The sequence below is a fragment of the Streptomyces sp. RKAG293 genome, from assembly GCF_023701745.1.
Lineage (GTDB): Bacteria > Actinomycetota > Actinomycetes > Streptomycetales > Streptomycetaceae > Actinacidiphila.
The window spans coordinates 396,385-413,322 of the sequence record NZ_JAJOZB010000001.1 but is presented as its reverse complement, the minus strand read 5'-3'; the positions used below and the strand labels follow the sequence as shown (position 1 = coordinate 413,322).

16 protein-coding genes and 1 pseudogene are annotated in these 16,938 nt (G+C 68.8%); 10 read left to right on the top strand and 7 right to left on the bottom strand.

All coding sequences use genetic code 11. The features are described from left to right. The first annotated feature begins 487 nt into the window (after positions 1-487). The gene (locus LNW72_RS01725) at positions 488-1,651 is read left to right on the top strand and encodes a ricin-type beta-trefoil lectin domain protein (RefSeq protein WP_250973664.1); all 1,164 of its coding nucleotides are present in this window, start codon (positions 488-490) and stop codon (positions 1,649-1,651) included. Between the two features lie 157 nt (positions 1,652-1,808). On the opposite strand, the gene LNW72_RS01720 is transcribed toward LNW72_RS01725, so the two are convergent. Beyond that, positions 1,809-2,798 (bottom strand): LacI family DNA-binding transcriptional regulator, encoded by a 990-nt coding sequence (locus LNW72_RS01720; RefSeq protein ID WP_250979975.1) that lies wholly within the window; start codon positions 2,796-2,798, stop codon positions 1,809-1,811. Positions 2,799-3,094: 296 nt separating this feature from the next. On the opposite strand from LNW72_RS01720, the gene LNW72_RS01715 reads away from it, so the two are divergent. The 3 genes from LNW72_RS01715 to LNW72_RS01705 all read left to right on the top strand — a co-directional run bounded on the left by LNW72_RS01715 (position 3,095) and on the right by LNW72_RS01705 (position 6,318). Further along, a complete protein-coding gene (locus LNW72_RS01715) occupies positions 3,095-4,414 on the top strand; it encodes a sugar ABC transporter substrate-binding protein (protein ID WP_308401864.1) in 1,320 nt (439 codons plus the stop codon). Positions 4,415-4,600: 186 nt separating this feature from the next. Then, positions 4,601-5,458, top strand: coding sequence for a carbohydrate ABC transporter permease (locus tag LNW72_RS01710; RefSeq protein ID WP_250973662.1), 858 nt, complete (start codon positions 4,601-4,603; stop codon positions 5,456-5,458). Next, a complete protein-coding gene (locus tag LNW72_RS01705; RefSeq protein ID WP_250973661.1) occupies positions 5,455-6,318 on the top strand; it encodes a carbohydrate ABC transporter permease in 864 nt (287 codons plus the stop codon). Before LNW72_RS01710 ends, LNW72_RS01705 begins: the two co-directional genes overlap by 4 nt. Before the next feature lie 150 nt (positions 6,319-6,468). On the opposite strand, the gene LNW72_RS01700 is transcribed toward LNW72_RS01705, so the two are convergent. After that, positions 6,469-6,876, bottom strand: coding sequence for an ATP-binding protein (locus LNW72_RS01700; RefSeq protein WP_250973660.1), 408 nt, complete (start codon positions 6,874-6,876; stop codon positions 6,469-6,471). Between the two features lie 105 nt (positions 6,877-6,981). Here LNW72_RS01700 and LNW72_RS41525 point away from each other — a divergent pair, with 105 nt between their 5' ends. The 4 genes from LNW72_RS41525 to LNW72_RS01680 are packed head-to-tail and all read left to right on the top strand — an operon-like array spanning position 6,982 to position 9,897. Then, a complete protein-coding gene (locus LNW72_RS41525) occupies positions 6,982-7,635 on the top strand; it encodes an STAS domain-containing protein (RefSeq protein WP_308401863.1) in 654 nt (217 codons plus the stop codon). Continuing rightward, positions 7,635-8,318, top strand: coding sequence for a response regulator transcription factor (locus LNW72_RS01690; protein WP_250973658.1), 684 nt, complete (start codon positions 7,635-7,637; stop codon positions 8,316-8,318). The genes LNW72_RS41525 and LNW72_RS01690 overlap by 1 nt, the downstream gene beginning before the upstream one ends. A gap of 5 nt (positions 8,319-8,323) precedes the next feature. Continuing rightward, the gene (locus tag LNW72_RS01685) at positions 8,324-9,457 is read left to right on the top strand and encodes a PAS domain S-box protein (protein ID WP_250973657.1); all 1,134 of its coding nucleotides are present in this window, start codon (positions 8,324-8,326) and stop codon (positions 9,455-9,457) included. Then, complete coding sequence (locus LNW72_RS01680) at positions 9,454-9,897, top strand: response regulator transcription factor (RefSeq protein WP_250973656.1); 444 nt, start codon at positions 9,454-9,456, stop codon at positions 9,895-9,897. Before LNW72_RS01685 ends, LNW72_RS01680 begins: the two co-directional genes overlap by 4 nt. Positions 9,898-9,954: 57 nt before the next feature. Here LNW72_RS01680 and LNW72_RS01675 read toward each other — a convergent pair. Then, positions 9,955-10,598: pseudogene (locus tag LNW72_RS01675) on the bottom strand (dihydrofolate reductase family protein). 1,142 nt (positions 10,599-11,740) lie between these two features. After that, positions 11,741-12,385, bottom strand: a complete 645-nt coding sequence (locus LNW72_RS01670) for an NAD(P)-binding domain-containing protein (protein WP_250973655.1) — start codon at positions 12,383-12,385, stop codon at positions 11,741-11,743. 94 nt (positions 12,386-12,479) lie between these two features. Between LNW72_RS01670 and LNW72_RS01665 the strand changes: the two genes are divergently transcribed. After that, positions 12,480-12,863: a helix-turn-helix domain-containing protein gene (locus LNW72_RS01665; protein WP_250973654.1), complete on the top strand. Its 384-nt coding sequence runs from the start codon at positions 12,480-12,482 to the stop codon at positions 12,861-12,863. 24 nt (positions 12,864-12,887) lie between these two features. On the opposite strand, the gene LNW72_RS01660 is transcribed toward LNW72_RS01665, so the two are convergent. Together LNW72_RS01660 and LNW72_RS01655 are read right to left on the bottom strand one after the other, a co-directional pair. Beyond that, on the bottom strand, positions 12,888-13,445 hold the full coding sequence (locus LNW72_RS01660) for a transposase (RefSeq protein WP_285369961.1): 558 nt from the start codon (positions 13,443-13,445) through the stop codon (positions 12,888-12,890). A 449-nt stretch (positions 13,446-13,894) separates the two neighbouring features. After that, complete coding sequence (locus tag LNW72_RS01655; RefSeq protein ID WP_250973652.1) at positions 13,895-14,047, bottom strand: hypothetical protein; 153 nt, start codon at positions 14,045-14,047, stop codon at positions 13,895-13,897. A 502-nt stretch (positions 14,048-14,549) separates the two neighbouring features. On the opposite strand from LNW72_RS01655, the gene LNW72_RS01650 reads away from it, so the two are divergent. Then, positions 14,550-14,990 carry a hypothetical protein gene (locus LNW72_RS01650; protein WP_250973651.1) on the top strand — a complete coding sequence of 147 codons (441 nt, stop codon included), beginning with the start codon at positions 14,550-14,552 and terminating at the stop codon, positions 14,988-14,990. A gap of 338 nt (positions 14,991-15,328) precedes the next feature. Here LNW72_RS01650 and LNW72_RS01645 read toward each other — a convergent pair whose 3' ends face one another. Further along, the gene (locus LNW72_RS01645; RefSeq protein WP_250973650.1) at positions 15,329-16,816 is read right to left on the bottom strand and encodes an MFS transporter; all 1,488 of its coding nucleotides are present in this window, start codon (positions 16,814-16,816) and stop codon (positions 15,329-15,331) included. Positions 16,817-16,938 lie beyond the last annotated feature (122 nt).

Here is a 16,938-nt window from a genome sequence, read left to right as displayed (position 1 = left end):
CCGGTGTGCCGCACTCGGTTGCTGCTCGCGACTCGGGCATGGCGGGCACTGTGAGCGAGTCTTCGCACGTCGAGTGACATAAGTTGCTCATAACTGCACTTGAGTAAACGTTCACTTGCAGAGAGAGGCTTGACGGGTGTGACGGCGGCCACTTGAATGTGGGGCGCCAGACCAGGTCGTCCGAGTGATCACCGTGGCTACAGCCGTATCGGTGAGCGATCGGCCGGCCGGCGCCACCGAGAGGTCGGCAGTTAACCCCGCGGGGCCCGATTCGCATCTCGGCCCTTCCACATGGCCCTTCCACTCGGCCCTTCCACACGACCTCCTGTTCCACCGCACCGCGTTCCTGAACTGCGGTGGAACGCGGTGCGGTTCCTCCTTCAGGCCATGGCCGTGTCCCCTGATCGGCGCGTGTGCAGACGCGGCTCACGATGCGGTTCGCCGCGTCGTCGGCGCGCGTCATCCCCCCACAATTCAAGGAGAACCAATGTCCGCAGCTCGAATCGCACGCCGATGTGCCGTGGTCGCCGCGGGGGTGGGGATGGCGGTGGCGGCACCGCTGTCCGCGTCCGCCTCCGTCGGCGGCGGGAACGTGTCGACGAGTTGGTCGATCCCCGACGTCCCGTCCGCGGGGATGACCAACCTCACCTTCCCCATGACGGTCAACGCGCCCACCGACCACCACTACGGCATCTACATGGCCGAGCAGTACAACTTCACCAACCAGCGCGACGTCGGCTACACCGGCCTCCAGCCGCAGCCCAACAACGGTGGCACCGAGCAGCTGCGCGCGGTCTTCTCCAACTTCATCACGGGCTCGTCCACCAACGACCCGAACTGCCACTCCGGGGCGGACGGCGGCGACGGAGTCAGCTGCGGGGTGGTCTTCAACGCCGTCTACGGCCACCAGTACAACATCAAGGTCGCCCAGACCGGCACCGACACCTGGAGCGGCACGGTGACGGACGGCGTCACCGGCACCGCCACCCACATCGGGACGTACATCCTGCCCACGGGCAGTGGAAAGCTCCGCGGTTCGCAGGGTGGGTTCCTCGAGTACTACGCGGGGGTGCCCAGCTGCGCCACGATGCCCAGGGCCGACGTGGTCTACGGCGCGCCGACCTCGACCGACGGCAGCGGCCTCAGCGGCACCGCCCGCGCGGAATACGAGTACAGCGACTGTGTGGGATCGGCCAACTACCAGGCCGTGAACGTCGGCAACGGCGTGCACGTCACCCGTGGCTGGATTCCCGGGGGTGGCGGTGGTGGCACCGGTCTGGGTCTGGTGTCCTCCGCGTCCGGACGCTGCCTGGACGACCCGGGCTCCAGCACCACCAACGGTACGCAGACGGTGATCTGGGACTGCAACGGTGCGGCCAACCAGAAGTGGGCCGCCACCGCAGGCAAGGCGCTGACCGCCGTCGGCGGTAAGTGCCTGGACGCCGCGGGGACCAGCGCGGGCAGCAAGGTGGACATCAACACCTGCAACGGAAGCACCGCCCAGCAGTGGACGCTGAACGCCAACGGTTCCATCACCGGAACCCAGTCGGGACTCTGCCTCGACGTCACCGGAGCCGCCACCGCCAACGGCTCACCCGTCGGACTGTGGAACTGCACCGGGAGCTCCAACCAGAAGTGGGCCCGTAACTGACCCGCTCCGAACTGAACCATCCCTGACGGTGGTCCACCGTTCCGCCCCCTGGACGGTGGACCACCGTCAGGCGGGACCGTGCAGGACCACTTCGCGATCCGCCCCGAACTCGGTTGGATCGAGACCCCGTTGGATCGGGTCTCCATTGGATCGAGACTCAATCGGCTCGAGGCGGCCCGGTGCTGGCGCGGACGACGAGAGTCGGTTCGACCCGCTCGGGCTCGCTGCCGGCCACCGGGTCGTCGATGTGCCGCATGAGGTGCGACACGGCCAGTTCTCCCATCCGGGCGAACGGCTGGGCCACGGTGGTGAGCGGCGGAAAGGAGTACGCGGCCAGCGCGATGTCGTCGACACCGACCACGGAGATGTCCTCCGGTACCCGCCGGCCCAGGTCGCCCAGTGCGCGGATCACACCGAACGCCATCTCGTCGCTGGCCACGAAAACCGCGGTGACTTCCGGGATCCTGCCGAGAATCAGTCCGTTGCGGTATCCCGAGACCGGTGACCAGTCCCCGTGCAGTTTCGGCGGCACCACGCGCCCGGCCGCCTCCAGCGCCGCCTGCCACCCCTGGGCCCGGCTTGAGGCGTCCAGCCATTGGCTGAGGCCGGCCACATGCCAAACGGTCTCGTGACCCAGTCCGAGCAGGTACTGCGTCGCGAGGTGCCCGGTGGAGATCTGGTCCACGGCCACGATCTCGGTCGACGGTGTGCGCGAACCGTCGATGGTGATGGTGGGCACCGCACTCGTCAGCCGCTCGATCTGCCTGCTCACATGCATGAGGGGGACCGCGAGGATGACCCCGTCCACTCCCTGGTCGGCCAGTCGCTCCAGTGCGTCTTCGATGGCGGAGCTGTCCAGGGACGCCGTGGTGGCGGTCGCGACCGCGTACCCGTGTTCCTGTGCCGCCCGCTCGATGCCGAGCAGGACCGTCATCCGCGAGTAGAAGGGCGTCTGGAGCGTCACCACCCCAATGGTGCGGCTGCGGCCCGAGGACAGAATGCGGGCCGCATGGTTCTTCCGGTACCCCAGCTGTTCGACCGCGGCCGTCACCTTCGCGCGGGTCTCCTCCCGCACGTTCGGGTGGCCCCGCAGCACGCGCGACACCGTCTGGGCGGAGACTCCGGCGACTCTCGCGACGTCAGTCATCTGGGGTGAGCGGACGGCGTCGTCGTCGCGCGCAGTGTTCTTCACCGGGAGTCCTTCCATGTGTACTCCACATGATGATAGCGCTCACCATGACGTCCCCTCAGATGCCCGTCCCGTGGGTGTTCATACCGGATCGTTGTCGCCTATTGGCATCGATAACATTGTGTGCGATCGTGTGCCCACATCACCGTGAACCAACATTGCGGCTGGCTCGAGGCGAGGTCATCTCTCTCGGCGGATCGTGAGCGATTCGTGCCTCTACCAGAGAGATGTTGATCGAATCCAAGGAGTCGAGCATGCATAGGTCCATGTTTCTAAGATCTGGAGTGGCGTGTTCCCTGATACTGGGGCTGGCCCTCGCCGGGTGCTCGAGCAGTGACGATACGGCTGCCGGTGGCGCCAAGGCTACGAAGTCGTCGGGGCAGAAGGCATCGATAACATTCTGGGGCTGGGCTCCGGGTTACGCGGATGCGGTCAAGGCCTTCAACGCCAGTCACCCCGACGTGCAGGTCACGTACCAGGAGGTGCAGCCCGGCTCCAAGGGCGGCTACCAGAAGATGCTGAACGCGGTGAAGGCCGGCACCGAGCCGTGCCTGGCCCAGGTCGGCTTCGAGACCCTGCCGAGCTTCGCGGCCCAGGGCGCCCTGCAGGACGTCGCCAAGTACGCCGGCGCCGACCAGAAGGACTTCCAGCCCGCGGCGTGGAAGTCGGTCTCGCTCGGCACCAGCGTCTACGGCGCACCGGTCGACACCGGCCCGATGGCGCTGTTCTACAACAAGCAGGTGTTCGACTCGCTCGGCCTCAAGGCGCCCACCACCTGGGCCGAGTACGCGGTCGACGCGGAGAAGATCCACGCCGCCGACCCGCACAAGTACATCTCGTCCCCGTACATGGACTACGACTACGCGGGACTCGCATGGCAGACCGGCGCGAGCTGGTTCGGTGTCGACGGTGACTCGTGGAAGGTCACCCTCGCGTCGGAGGCCAACAAGAAGGTCGCCGACTACTGGCAGGGCCTGGTGGCGAAGGGGCTGATCAGCGGCGCGCCGATGTACGACCCTTCCTGGTTGAAGGGGCTCGGCAACGGTGACATCGCCACCGTCGTCGGCGCCGTATGGCAGGCCGGTGTGATCAAGGGAGGCGCCAAGGACGGCTCGGGGAAGTGGGCCGTGGCTCCCATGCCGCAATGGACCCCGGGCGCCGACCAGGTCGGCAACGCGGGTGGCTCGGCCACCGCCGTCCTCAAGGGATGCAAGTCGCCGGAGGCGGCCTGGACGTTCGCCCACTGGCTGAGCACGGACCGCACGGCCTACGGAAGCCTCGTCGAGAAGGCTTCGCTCTACCCCGCCGCCAAATCTCTCGCCGACCTTCCGCAACTGACCGCCGGTGACCCGTACTTCGGCGGCCAGAAGATCTTCGACGTGTTCGCGGCGGCCGGTCCCAAGGTCAACCCCGACTGGACGTGGGGTCCGGTGATGACGAAGACCGCCGCGGACCTCGACGACGGCCTCGGCAAGGCTTGGGCAGGCCACGGGACCATCGCGGACGCCCTGCACACCGCCCAGGACAAGACGGTCGCCGAGCTGAAGACCCAGGGTCTGAGCGTCTCCCAGTAATCGTGATGCACCCGGGCAGGGCGGCCGTGTCCGGACGGCCGTCCCGCCCGGCTCTGCCCCCGTGAGGAAGTAAGTTCCGTGACCACTCGACTCGCCCCTCTGCTGGAAACAGCACCTGTCCTACCTGCCCGACCGCCGCGGCGCGCCCGAGCTTCTCTGACCCGGCGGCGCACCCGTCGCACCGCCTTGGCCTTCTTCGGCCCGTTCGCCGTCCTGTTCGCCGCGATGTACATCGCGCCGATCATCTACGCGGCCTGCAGCAGCATGTTCCGGGTCCACCGGTCCGGCCTGGGCCTGTCGGCGCCGACCAAGATCTTCGACCCTCTGGACAACTACCAGCAGGCCTTCGGAGACGCGGACTTCCTCGCCTCGCTCCGGCGGGTCGCCACGTTCGGCATCGTGCAGGTGCCCGTCATGCTCGGTCTCGCGCTGGTCCTGGCCCTGCTGATCGACTCCCGGTCCGCGCGGGGCAAGGGCTTCTTCCGCCTGGCGAGCTTCGTCCCCTACGCGGTCCCGGGGGTGAGCGCCGCCCTCATCTGGTCCTTCATGTACTCGACCCAGTCCAGCCCGATCAACAACCTGATCTCACCGGCCGGCCTGCACATCCCGTTCTTCGGTGGACACGTGGTCCTGTGGTCCGTGGCGAACATCGTCACCTGGAGCTGGACCGGCTACAACATGATCATCATCTACGCCGCACTCCAGTCCATCCCCGCCGAGGTACTGGAGGCATGCCGGATGGACGGAGCATCGGCGTTCCGGACCGCGTGGAGCATCAAGGTCCCCATGGTGCGCAGCGCCATCATCCTGACCGCGGTCTTCTCGATCATCGGATCGGCGCAGTTGTTCAACGAGCCGGCCGTGCTGCAACCCGTCTCCAGCGGTTCCATCTCCTCGACGTTCACCCCGATCATGTCCGCCCAGGGAGCCGTCAACGCCGGCAACTACAACTACGCGGCTGCGCAGTCGGTCATCCTCGCGGTCCTGGTCGGCGCGATCTCCCTGGTGTTCTTCAAACTGACCGGCAGGAGTGAGAACACATGAGCGCGCACGCACAGCGCAAACCGCACCGCGACACCGCGCTCACCAGCCGAGCCGTCGTCACCGCGCTGCTGGCCGTGTCCACCTTCTACTTCCTCTTCCCGCTGTGGTGGCTGCTGGTATCGGCCACCAAGCCGTTCGGCAGCCAGTTCAGCGGCAACGGACTGTGGTTCAGCGACTTCAGTCTCCTGGACAACCTCCGCCGGCTGACCGCGCAGGAAGACGGCATCTTCTGGCGGTGGATGCTCAACAGCATCATGTACTGCGGTGCGGGAGCCCTCATCGGCACCGTACTGTCCGCGCTCGCCGGCTACGCACTCGCCAAGTACGAGTTCAGGGGCCGTGGAGTGCTCTTCGGAATGGTGCTCGCCGCCGTTCTCGTACCGAAGATCCTCTTCACCCTGCCGCTGTACCTGATGTTCTCCGGCATCCACCTGGTGAACAACCCGCTCGCGATCCTGCTCCCCAGCGTCGTCAGTCCCTTCGGCGTGTACATGTGCCGCATCTTCGCGGCCGCGACCGTGCCGGAGGAGGTCCTCGAGGCGGCACGTCTGGACGGCGCCGGGGAACTGCGGATCTTCCGTACCCTCGCCACCCCCATGATGCTGCCCGCCCTGGTGACGATCTTCCTGTTCCAGTTCGTGGACATCTGGAACAACTACCTGCTGCCCGCGATGGTGCTCAGCGACGACCACCTGCAACCCGTCACCGTGGGCCTGGTCGGCTGGAACGCCCGACACGTCGCGGTGCCGCCCGGGCTGGTCGTCATCGGGTCACTCGTCTCCGTCGTGCCCCTGCTCATCGCCTTCCTCGCCCTGCAGCGGTTCTGGCGCGCGGGCATGACCGCCGGAGCCGTGAAGTGAGGCCGCAAGCAAGGTCGTCCGCGTAGCTTCCGCGTAGCTGAGGACGGGAGTTGTTGCGACCTGACTGCGGGGCGGGTGGGGGTCCGAGCCGTCCACCCTCGTCGTGGGCCTGCTCGCGCGACTCACCGCCGGGTGGCGGGTGGTGCGGGGTTACCAGGCCAGTTCCGCGTGGACGGTTTTGCCGTCGTGGTCGGGGATGACCCGCACGTCGCAGGCGAGGCTCTGGATGATGGGCCATCCGCGACCGCCGGTCGGGTCGGGGGTGCGGGGAGCCGGGGATCTGGGGTCGGTGTCCCGCACGGTGATCTCGATCCGGTCGCACAGCAGGGCGAGGCGAAGGGTGAGGGGCCCCGGGGCGTGGCGGACGGCGTTGGTCACCAGTTCGGAGACGACCAGCAGGACGTCGTCGTGAAACGTGGGATGAGCGGGCGGGGCGTGGCCGTGCAGAAACGCGGAGGCTGCATCCCGTGCTGCGGCGATGCAGCTCGAAGCGCCGTCGAAGTTCACGGACACCTGCTTCGGGCGGGCGTCGTGCGCCGCGGCCCGCGGGAGTTCCATCGAGACTCCCTTTCCCCTGCGCCGTGTGCTTCACCGATCGGGTGACGCCCGCTGCCGATCACCCATTGTGCCAACCGCGGTGCCCCGTGGTCCCGTGGCCCTGTCGTGCTGCCGGACCCTGGTCGCGTGAGCTCCCTCGCCCAGGGTACCCAGCCTGTACGGGCCGTTCACGCGTTCGCGTTGTCCTGCCGTCACGGGCCTGTGCACCGGTCCGCCCCGCACGTCTGGGCGGTCCCCGTGCACCGGGCGGCGATCCACCGGTGCGGCCAGCTGATTACTTCGGGCATTTGTGATGATTCGTCCGTACCCGGCGGTGATCCGTCGCGCGGAGCGGGTTTGCTTCTAGTGCAAATTCACTATTCTGTAGTGGTGTCCATTGCTCAGTCCGAGGGCTGTCGGAGGAGGGGGCCTACCGTGACGGGTCCGTTGTTCCAGGTCAGTACCGTGTTGGATACCGATGTATGTGCTCTGCGATTGGTCGGTGAGCTGGATCTCGACGGGACCGCGCAGTTGCGTGCCGCCCTCGCCGACTGCTTCGCGCGGCGGCCGGACCGCGTCGTGCTCGACCTGCGGAGCCTGCGGTTCTGCGACTGCGCGGGACTGAACGTGCTGCTGGAGGCCTTGGCCACGGCCGGTAGGGTGGGCAGCGAGCTGTGCATGGAGGGCGCCCAGGCACGGGTGGCCCGGCTGTTCGCCCTGGCGGGCATCGACGAGTGCTTCGGCGACACCGTGCCGCGACTACCCCCGAGGACCGTGTGATGCCGTCGAGCCCCCACAGCGCGCCGGGCAGCGTGCCACATACCGCCGGTGGGCGTATCAGCATCCTGCTGGTCGAGGACCACGACATGGTGGCCGAGGCGATCCGGCTCGCGATGGACCGCACCGACGATCTGGAGGTGGTCGGCCGCAGTCTGTCGGTCCAGGACGCGCTGGCCGATGCCGCCCGGCTGCGTCCCGCTGTGGTGGTGCTGGACCGGCGTCTGCCCGACGGGGACGGGATCGACGCGATCAGCCCGCTCAAGGCCGCGGCCCCCGGCGCCCGGGTGCTGGTGCTGACGGGGGAGGGGAGCCCGGCCGTGGCCGCGCGCGTGGCTGAGGCCGGCGGGTCGGGACTCATCCTCAAGGTCGGTAACCTCCGTGAACTGCAGGACGGTGTGCGCCGGGTAGCCGCCGGTGACGTGGCCTTCAGTGAGGGCCTGCTCGACGGGGCACTGGATCGGCTGACCGGTCGGACCGCCGATGTGGGTGCCACTCTCACCCCGCGCGAGCGGGAGACCCTCGGCCTGTTGGGCGAGGGGCTGGGCGCCGCCGAGATCAGCCAGCGGCTCGGCGTGGCCGTCAACACCGCCAGGAACCATGTGCAGCGGGTCCTGGAAAAGCTCGGTGCCCGCTCCCAATTGGAAGCGGTCGCCGTGGCCCGCCGCGAGGGCCTGCTGCGGTGAGTGCCATGACCCCCGCCGAACACGGCGGCCCCCTGGCCCCGACGGAGACGGCGTTCACGTTGCTGGTCACCAGCGTCCTGGACTACGGCATCTTCATGCTGGACCCCGGGGGACACGTGTCCACCTGGAACGCGGGTGCCGAACGCATCAAGGGTTACAGCGCCGCGGACATCATCGGCCAGCACTTCTCGGTCTTCTACCCGCCCGAGGACATCACCGCCCGCAAACCCCAATGGGAGCTGAAGGCGGCCATCGAGGAGGGCCGGCTGGAGGACGAGGGCTGGCGCATCCGCAAGGACGGGTCCCGTTTCTGGGCAAACGTGGTGATCACCCCGCTGTTCGACGCCGCCGGCGAACTGCGCGGCTTCGGCAAGGTCACCCGGGACATGACCGAGCGCCGCAACGCGGAGCAGGCACTCACCGAACGCCGTCGCCTCTTCGCTCACCTGGTACAGGCACAAGAGGCGGAGCGCCGCCGTATCGCCTGGGACGTGCACGACGACTCCATCCAGGCCATGGTCGCGGTCGGCATGCGGCTGCAGCTCCTGGCCGAGCGGGCAGGGGAGCCGAATGCCGGCGAACTCTTCGAACTCGACGCGTCGGTACGCGAGGCGGTGGGCCGCCTGCGCAGCCTCACCTTCCGGCTTCAGCCGCCCGGCATCGACCGGCACGGGCTGCTGGAGTCCCTGTCACAGCACCTCAACGACGTCGTGGTCGGCAGCTGGGGCCTGGAGTCGTCGCTCGAGCACACCCTGGCCAACGAGCCGGCCCCCGAAACCGCGATCACCATCTTCCGCATCGTGCAGGAAGCACTGCTGAACGTGCGCAAGCACGCCCGAGCGCGCACCGTACGCGTCAGCGTCAGCACCGAAGACCGGGGCCTGCTCGTGCGGGTGGTCGACGACGGCACCGGGCACGCCGCGATCACCCACCGGCGAAACGAGCACTTCGGCCTGATGGAGATGCGTGAGCGGGCCGAGACCGCCGGCGGCTGGTGGACCTTGCGCAGCGAGCCGGGCACCGGCACCACCGTGGAGTTCTGGGTGCCCGACCTGCCCACCCCCGCGCTGGACGAACCGCTGCCCGGAGCACCCACCAGGAGCGTCGACATCCACACCGCTCCCCAAGCGCCCTCATGACACGGCCCACCCGGCCCACCACACCCCCGCGCCCCTTGCGGGTATTGATCTGCGACGACAACGACACCTTGCGCGCGGCCCTGGCCGATGTCGTCCGCGCCCAGGCCGACCTCACCTTGGTCGGCTGCGCGGCCGATGCCGACGAGGCGATCGCTCTCGCCGGCGCCCACCGCCCGCACGTGGTGGTACTCGACGTGCGCTTCCCCGGCGGGGGCCCGCACACCGCCCAGCAGATCGTCCGTGGCGTCCCCGGCGTGCGCATCGTGGCGTTCACCGCCTACGGTGACCAGGGTTCGCGCACTGAGATGGCTGCCGCCGGCGTCGCGGGATACCTCGTCAAGGGCATCACCAACGCCCGGCTGCTGGCCGAGATCCGGACCCTGGGAGCCCAGGCCCTGGCCTCCCCTGCCTTCGCCGCCGAAGGAGAGGCCGGGGCGTAGCCACGCCGGACGGCAGGCACCATCGGTGCCTGCGGCCGCGGGCCGCTGGGGGAGCGGTCACTTGCGCCAGAACAGGTGGTGCGACACCCCGCTCGGGCTGGGAACCACCTCCAGGTGGAACCGGTCGAGCAGCTCATCGGGGGAGTCCCAGAGTCGTACTCCGGACCCGAGCTTCACCGGCGAGACCGCCACGTGCAGGGTGTCGACGAGGTCGGCGTCGAGGAACTGCCGGATGGTGGTGGCACCGCCGCCGAGTCGGACGTCCTTGCCCTGTGCCGCCTCCCGGGCCTGCTCGAGGACCGTTGCCGGGTCGCCCTCGACGAAGTGGAACGTGGTGTCGGACAGCGTGAGCGAAGGACGCTGGTGGTGGGTCAGGACGAATACCGGGGTGTGGAACGGGGGCTCGTCACCCCACCAGCCCTGCCACTCATGGTCCTGCCAGGGCCCGCGCTGGGGCCCGAACTTGTTGCGGCCCATGATCTCGGCGCCGATATTGCGCGGGTAGTCCCGCGTGAGGTAGTCGTCCAGGCCCCGGCTCCCCCGGGGTCGGTGCGCATGGGCCAGCTCGCCGTGGCTCCGGCCCAGGCGAACAGCCTCCCGGGATCGACATGACCGAACGGCCTCTCGAGGGTCTGGTCCTCACCGGCAGCGATGCCGTCACTCGAGACGCCGAAGTTCTGGACTCTCAAGAGCTGTGCCATGCGTTCCTCCTGTGATGGGGGCGGTGACAGTGGTGAGACTCTCCGGGCCGGGCAAACTCATCGCTGCCTCCGTGACCGGCCGGACCCGCTACTGGCTAGCGTACTGACCTGTGAGGTTTGCGCGGTTTTGGCAGGCTCGTGTGGTGAGAGGCGTCCCCCTGCGGCGCCTTGAGGCGTGAAAGGAGCCGATGCAGGGAGGTCAGGAGAAATCGACGGAAGTCGCTGACCTGCTGAAACGCGACTCACATGGTGCCGAGATTCCCTGCGGGCCTGCGGGCCTGCGGGCCTGCGCCGTGCGCCGTTCGGGTGGCGTTGCGGCGGCGGCAGGAGCGGGCGCGGGTCGGCGCGTGCGAAAGCAGGTTCGCTTCTTGCGTTCGCTCCCATCCCAGTACAGAAGTGGAACGAGGTCCCACGTGCGTAGTCCCCGCATTTCGGCGGCGGTTGCCGCCACCGCGGTGATCGCTCTTGCTCCCCCCAGACGACGTTCCGCGGCGACGTACAGTCCTACTCCCTCCATGGCGGCTCGATCACCGCCGGCCCCTTCGCCGGAGGCACCGCACGCGCCCACGGCCGGACCACCAGCAACCTGATTGAGCTCGGCGCAGGGTGCGTGCTGCAGGGCATCGCCAACTACACCGCGACGATCGACGAGTTCGCCGTAGGCGACATCTAGCCATCAGCGCGAGGAGGCCGCCGCGCGACCGGCTGCCGCTCGGCGTGACCGTACAGGCACGCCTGCAGAAGATGCGTGAAGCGATGGAAGACGACGCCGTCCGGACGTGCGGGCGAACGAGCGAGGTACGTGGTCAAAGGGGAGTAGGTGCACAATGTCGGATCCGGTGAGAGCACTGGCAGTAGCGCGGGCACAGGTCCCGGTGATCATGAAGGTATGACGCTCAGTGACGACCGGGGCCTGTGCCCGTCCTACCATCGTGGCGGCTGTACGTGCAAGATTCTGTTGGGGGCCACACGGTCCGGGATCGGCTTTCGGCCGGTGGCGCTGGCGGCGTATCCGGACTGGGATGAGTGGCTCGATCTGACTCACAGTCCGTCAGAGATCGTGACGGCACTGCATGACCTCGGATGGGTGCTGCCCGATGTGAGTGCTGGGCGTCTCGCAGCACATGCGATGAGCGACGTCGTCAGTCCCGTGACCGGTCGACGACGGGCACGGCGGTGACGGGGTTGTGGCCCGCGGCGACCAGCCGCATGACGAAACCCGCCACGTCTTCAAGCTGCCGGGCGTGCTCCAGTCCGCCTATCACGGCAGGCGCGCCGCCGAGGTCGCGGATCAGCTCGGCGGCGATGTCGAGCGCCGCGTCGTCGTCGCCGCACATCGCCACGGTCCGCTTCGGCTGTCCCGTCGGCGTCGGCGTCAGCCAACTCGTCCCCGCGAAGAGGTGAAGCGCCTTGACCACGTGGCTGCCCACGGCTCGCTCGGCGATGTGCTCCACCGCCGACCCGGTTGGCAGCTTGAGCAGGCCGTCGGCGTAGTCCACCGCGTTGGTGCAGTCGATCACGGCCTTGCCGGTCAGTGACCCCTCGCCGGCTCCGGCGAGATCGAGCACCTGGTCGATCCCCTCCCACGCCACCGCGACGACCACGGCATCGCTCGCCTTGGCCACCTGCGCAGGGTCGACCGCCTCGACCGCGTCGCCGAGCTGCTCGGCGATCGCCCGGGCCTTCTCCCGTGAACGGCCTCCGACGAGGATGTGGTGTCCACGTCGCGTCCACGCCTCCGCCAGTGCAGAGGCCATCACGCCGGTGCCCAGAATTCCGATTCGCACGTTGCTCTCCCCGTCCTTGAAGGCCTGATACCTCGTTACGGTAGAGACCTCGGGCCTACCGATCGGTAGGCCCGAATCCGGTAGGAAGAAACGTATGGACGACCATTGCGAGCCCTTCGCCGCCGACTGTGCGGTGCGCCTGGCAGCTGAGCTGATAGCCCACACCTGGGACCCGGTGGTGCTGATGACGCTGCGGGCGGGCCGGCGCCGCCGGATCGACCTTCTGGGCGCAATCGTGGGCGTCAGCGACAAGGTCCTCACCCAGACGCTGCGCCGCCTGCACACCAACGGCCTGATCGTACGGATCACTACGCCTGGCGACCGCTCCGTGGCCTACGAGCTGTCCGAGTTGGGCGGCAGCCTCTCTGACGGACCGCTGGCCGCCCTCGGCCAGTGGGCGCTCGATCACGTCGATCAGGTCCTTGCCGCTCAAGAGCACCACAACACTGGCATCGGCAACCGAGCAGCGGTCAGATAGGAGGTCGTGTGGATAGGCGTGCGGTCATGGTCGGCGTCGCGGGCGCTCGTCCCAGCGGTGAGTCGTCCATGCCTGCCGGATCAGGCTACGTACGGTGATGATCGTGTCGGCGAGGTCGAAGAAGGCGTCGATCACGGTGGTGCGCCGCTCGTACCAGCGGACGAGCCGGTGGAAGGCGTTCTGCCAGGCGTGGGTGCGTTCGACATGCCAACGCTGACTGGCCTGGATGGGCGCCTTCTCGCCCTTGTGCGCGATGCGATCGAGGACGAGGCCGACGATCCGGTCGTGGGAGTCCAGCGCGATCTGTTTGAGCCGGGCGAACACGCCGAGTTGTATCCACTCCTCGCGGCGGCTGCGGATCGTGGTGGCCGAGCAGGTCGTGTCGGCGATCGTCTCGTAAGAACAGCCGAAGCGCAGCAGCTGCAGCATCTTGTCGAAGACGATCCGGTCACTGATGCGCCGACGGTGGCAGCCGAGCGGATGGTCCGGGTGGAACTCCGGCTGCTCGGGCAGCAGGGCCATGAATTGATCCCAGAGTGGTTCCGTCAGCCATGATGGAAGCGCGGGTACAGGTCTCCCCAGTGATCACAGAGCATCGCAACTCCATGATCGTCAGGACCTGTGCCCGTTCTGCCGCCGGGGCTCCAACCGCGCCTGTCCGCGCGACCCCTAAGACCGCAGGTCACGGAGTCTGCTCCCCGCACGCGCGGGGAGGGACCTGCGGCTTGCGGCTAACGCAGCTTGGACCGTCCGCCGCCGGGTGCGGCTCCAGCTCGCCGACCACGGGCTTTGCCGCCGCTGCGTACTGGTTCTCGCGCGTCACTTTGGGCGTCTGCTGCTCGCCCGGCGAGCATGGCCAGGACTTCTACCGGCAGCCCTGCATCCCCGGCCGCTACCGCGGCTGCGCATTCCGGCTTGGCGCAGTGCACGGGTGAAGCTTCCAGCTGCAGGGCTGGATACTCCATGCCTTCCGGGGGCAGGTAGTGCACGCCGCAGATCACGCAGCAGTAAGCGGATCGCATCCCAGCCTCCTAGTCGACCGTGCCGTTGCCGTGGCAGGTGCCGCACGGTGCCGTGTACTCGCGAGTCTTCGACACCTGGTTGCCCTGGTCATCCAGCTCCACCGCCACGGTGGTGTGGGCCGTCACCCGTTGGCCCTGGCAGCCCTGGCACGTCTCGCTCATGGCACCACCATGGCACTACGCGGGCGGTAGCGCACTCGAACTGGTGACGCGTCAGGACCGTTGGCCCGATGATCGGAGCCCGCAAATCCGTGTCGACGGCAGGTACGGACAGGGTCCCGTTGGGCGGCTCGGTGGTGGCCACCGTGTGTGAGCTGGACGGCGACCACGGTGCGGACTTGCTGCCGCTGGACCGCGACGGCCTCGACGTGGCCGACTCCTTCGGACCGGACGAGCAGGCGTTCGCTTCCTGCGTGGAGGTCATGGAGCGCCGCGGGTGCCTGGCGGTACTTCGCGTTACGCCGCTACCGACGGCGGCCGGCACCACGTCGACCAGGCGTTCGGCCGCGTCGGGCCTGCGGGCATCGCGGGCCCGCTCCGCCGTGGTCGTGCGGCGGTCGGAGGCTGTGAACAGGGGTTCGCCGCGACTTGCAGGCTGTCCGGTGTGAAGGCCTTGCCGGGCCCTGGTGCGCGGGGTGGTGGCCGGACAGGCTAGTTTGCTCGGGTGAGTCTCCTTGATGATGTGGCTGAGCGCGACGGTTGGCGCTGCTGGGTGTGTGACGAACCGGTCGACCCCGACGAGTCGGTGAACGATCCGCGCGGGCCCAGTGTCGACAGCCGGACCGCCGACCGGAAGGCCAAGGTCGCCGAGCGGCTCGCGCACCGTGGGTGCAACAGCCGTAAGGGCGCGGTCAAGGTGGTCGTCGCGTGGCCGGAGCGCCTGTACGTGGTCGAACCCGCGCCGCTGATCACCGTTGCCGGGAGGCTTGAGCGCAAGGGGGGCCGCGAGATGGTGGGCCGTTGTCCGACCAGGCGGGACGCCCAGGCCGCGGCGGAGTGGCTGGTGGACCGGTTCTCCCGACTGGTACCGGGGCTCCCGGTGACCGCCGACATCGAGCCAGGCGGCGGCCAGTTCCTCGTCATCCTGGCCGCCGGCCGCCGCTGACCGGGGATCACCGGCGCACACGCGCCTCGAGCTGAACCGTCGGTCCACATCGCGTCGGCCAGGCGTCAGGTGTCAGGTGCCGGGCGGGGGCGGGCGGCGCAGGCCATGGTGACGGGGCTGCCGGAGCGCTCGGCTACCTGCCCCCGCGGTGCCGCCGTACGTGACGCCGGCCGCCACGCGTACCGCGCCACCGCCGCCGGCACTCCCCGCCCTGGCCGCGCCGCCCCGCCCCACACCCCGGGCGGCCGGTTCGTCCAGCCGGCCGCACGGGGGTGCTCAGGTCCGCGTAGCCGGCATGGGTGGATTCGCGGCGGACCCCGAGCCGGGGGTGTGGCCGGTCAGGCAGTCGTCCGTGCCTCCTGGACGTCTTGGGCGGGCTCTTCGGTGACGTGGGAGTCGGTGAGCGTGAGTGCGCCGCCTGCCGCGACCAGGCCGACGATCACCGCCAGCACGGCGTAGGTGATCCGCTCGCCGTGGAAGAACGACGCCACCAGGGCGTCGCTCCAGGTGCCGGCGGGCAGCTGTGTGGTGACCAGTGCGGCGATCAGGGTGCCGACGACGGCGGTGCCGATGCTGCTCCCGACCTCCTGGGCGGTGTCGTTGAGCGCCGTGCCGATCGAGGTGCGGTTGCCCGGCATGGCATCGACGAGCGCGATGGCGCAGATCGTCATGACGGTGCGCAGCCCGATGGTCATCACGACCATGCAGGCCGCGATGGCGGCGTACCCGTGGTCGACGCCCCAGGACAGGCCGGCCAGTGAGCCGGCCAGGCAGGCCGCGCCGACGAGGCAGGCGATGCGGTGGCCGAACCTTCCGGCGAGCCACTCGGACAGGGGGGTTGCGGCGATCATGGTCACGATGAGCGGCAGGTTCGCCAGGCCGGCCCGTACGGGGCTCCACCCGTAGGCGTACTGGAAGTGGAGGATCAGCCCGAACATCACGGCGGCCATCGCGATGGCCGTGCCGATCTGCGCGATGGCGGCGCCGCGGACGGTGCCGTTGGAGAAGAGGCGCAGGTCCAGCATGGGCGATGCGCTGCGGTGCTCGTGCCACACGAACGCGATGCCCGCGGCGATGGCGCCGAAGACCGATGCGAGGGTGGTCGTGGAGAGCCAGCCGTGCTCGACGCCGCTGGTCAGCGAGTAGCAGGCGAGGCCGATGGTGGTGACGCTCAAGGCGGCACCCGGCAGATCGAGCTTGTCGTGGGTCAGGTCCTGCGGCCGGTCGGCCGGGACGCCCAAGCGGACGCCGATGGCCGCGATCAGTGCGATCGGGGCGTTGACGACCAGGAGCCACTGCCACTGCACGTGGGCCAGGGCGGTGCCGCCCAGTAGCGGGCCGAGGACGAAGCCGGACATGCCGACGACGATCATCAGGGTCATCGCGCGCATCCGCAGTGCCTTGTCGTCGAACAGCCGGAAGACCAGCGAGTTGGTGATGGGGGCCATCGCCGCCGCGGCGATGCCGAGGCCGGCCCGCAAGGTGATGAGCTCCCCTGTGGTGGAGACCGCGACGACGCCCAGGCTCAGAAGACCGAACACCGCCAGACCCACGAGCAGCACCCGTCGGCGCCCGAGCCGGTCGGCCATCGATCCTGCCGTCAGCAGCAGGCCGCCGAACGTCAGCGAGTACGCGCCGGTGACCCACTGCAGCGCCGTGGTGCCGCCGCCGAGGTCCCGGCCGATCGTGGGGAGCGCGATCGAGAGCAGCGTGTTGTCGACCATCTCGACGAAGAAGGCCAGGCAGAGCGCGGCCAGGGGTATCCATGCCGCGCGCAGGGACGGATAGGTGCGCGAGGCAGCGGGCGGGGTGGCGGTCGTGGTCATGGCGGGCCCCTCTCGGAACGTCGCCGACTATCGAACGACGTTCTACGATAGAACGAGGTTCGATAATTGTGCAAGCTGTGATTGGATGTGCACCATGACAGGCCCGCGACCCCGACCCGCCG